The sequence below is a fragment of the Negativicoccus succinicivorans genome (assembly GCF_018372215.1).
Lineage (GTDB): Bacteria > Bacillota > Negativicutes > Veillonellales > Negativicoccaceae > Negativicoccus.
Window position 1 is genome coordinate 1 of record NZ_JAHAJN010000020.1, and the last position, 2,017, is coordinate 2,017.

Genomic DNA, 2,017 nt, shown 5'->3' on the forward strand with positions numbered 1-2,017 from the left:
CGATATCCGGCAACATAGCTTCCGCCTGCGCCACGCGGTTTTGCACCTGGACAGAAGCGAAGTCGGCGTCCGTACCCGTTTCAAATTGAACGGATAATGAATACATACCGATAGACGAACTCGACGACACCATGCTGTCAAAATTATCCACGCCGATAATTTGCTTTTCAATCGCTTCCGCTACCGATTCGCTCAATACCTCGGAGCTCGCGCCGGGATACATCGCGCTGACCTGTACTTTCGGCGGCGCAATGACCGGATACCGGTCCACCGGCAGACCGAACATCGCCAAACCGCCGACGATCGAGATGACCAGGGCGATAACGATGGCAAAAATCGGTCGATCAATAAAGAATCTTGCCACAATTTCCTCCTTACTGCTTGCCGGCAGCAGGAGCTGCCTGTCTCGTCTGCGGATGTTCTACTTCATCGCGCGAGAGCATTTTCACTTGGACTGTCTGACCGTTACGTACCTTGGCTTGTCCTTCGACCACTACCGTGTCGCCGGCGACAATACCGGAGGTAATGACGACATACGGACCGTACGTCGCGCCCACTTCCACCGGGCGTTGCGACACTTTATGTTCCGCGTCCACCACGGTCACGATTTTCTTGTCCAATAAAGGTTGTACCGCTTGCGCCGGAATCAAAATGCTGTTGCGCGCGATTTCCGTGTCGGAAATAACCTGTACAAACATACCCTGACGCAGTATTTGTTGCGGATTCGTAAAGCTTGCTTTGACGGTGAATTGACCGCCGCCACCCGACATGTCCTGATCGATTACAACCACCTGACCGGTTTCACCGTACTGCGAACCGTCAGCGAGCTGCAATTTCAATTCCTGTCCCCACGCGCCGGACGAATTTTGCCGCTGCGTCATTTTTAAATACTCCGCTTCCGTCAGATCAAACGTAACGAAAATCGGATCCGTGGATGAAATCGTCACCAACGGCGTTTGGCCTGCCGCAACAAAATTCCCCACCGGTAAATCATCGACCCCGAGCGTGCCGCTGAACGGCGCGCGTACCACCGTATCGGCGACGTTATCGCCGGCAATGGAGGCCTGCGCTTCGTTGGCTTCCACCACAGCGCGATATTGTTCTACCAGTGCCTGTTGCCGCGTAAATTGCTGATCGGAGATCGCGCCTTGTGCAATCAACGTGCGGTACCGCTCCAGATCCTGCACGGCGCTTTCATAGTTCGCACGGGCTTGCGCCGTATTGGCCTGCGCCGCCGCCAACGAGGATTGGTATTGACGAGCGTCAATGCGGTAGAGCGCCTGACCTGCCGTCACCTGCTGCCCGCCCTGCACATATTTTTCGACAATATAGCCCGTCACGCGCGCCTGTACCGGCACCTTTTGCTGGGCTTCCACATGGCCGCTGTATTGCTGCAAAAGCGGCGTATCCGACTGGAATGCGGTGAACGCATTCACAAGCGTCGGCGGCTGTTGTCGCGCTGCCGCGCCGGCCGCTTTTTTCTGGTATGCGCCATAACCCCAAAAAAGTAACGCCAGGATCACTACCGCGCCGAGCGCCATCCAAATATGCTTACGTTTCATCATGTCCCTCATTTCTTCGGCAAAATGCCGGTAAGTACGACTGCGATACTGTCTTCCAGAGACTTCATATATTGTTTCGCATCATTATTTTCTACATACTTGCTCGTCGCGAACACCATGAGCGATTTTAAGATAAAAATCAACACCTGAACATCCGGTGTCGTGATATTCCCTGCCTCGTTTTGCCGCGTGAGATAGGCTTCCAAACACTTCCATTCATTTTCCGAACGCGCAAGCAATTTTTCTTTGACATTCGGATAATGGCGTAACAGTAAACCCAGCAGTTCACTGGTTATAATCGGGTAATCTTTAGACGACGGAATAAAATAATCATGCAAAAACCGTTCCACCGGGATTTCCGCATCCTCCATTAATTTGTGGTGGTATTCTTCCCAGCGATCCATGCGCACCAAAAAAATCGTCTCAATTAACTCTTCCTTTGAAGCGAATTGTTC

At 52.7% G+C, this 2,017-nt stretch carries 3 protein-coding genes; all 3 read right to left on the reverse strand.

Going from position 1 to position 2,017, the window contains the following annotated elements; genetic code table 11:
• A partial coding sequence (locus KIB08_RS06895; protein WP_303991222.1) for an efflux RND transporter permease subunit occupies positions 1-364 on the reverse strand: 364 nt, incomplete at its 3' end.
• 10 nt (positions 365-374) lie between these two features.
• Positions 375-1,565 (reverse strand): efflux RND transporter periplasmic adaptor subunit, encoded by a 1,191-nt coding sequence (locus tag KIB08_RS06900; protein WP_303991224.1) that lies wholly within the window; start codon positions 1,563-1,565, stop codon positions 375-377.
• A 5-nt stretch (positions 1,566-1,570) separates the two neighbouring features.
• The coding region (locus KIB08_RS06905; RefSeq protein WP_303991226.1) for a hypothetical protein at positions 1,571-2,017 on the reverse strand (447 nt) is incomplete at its 5' end.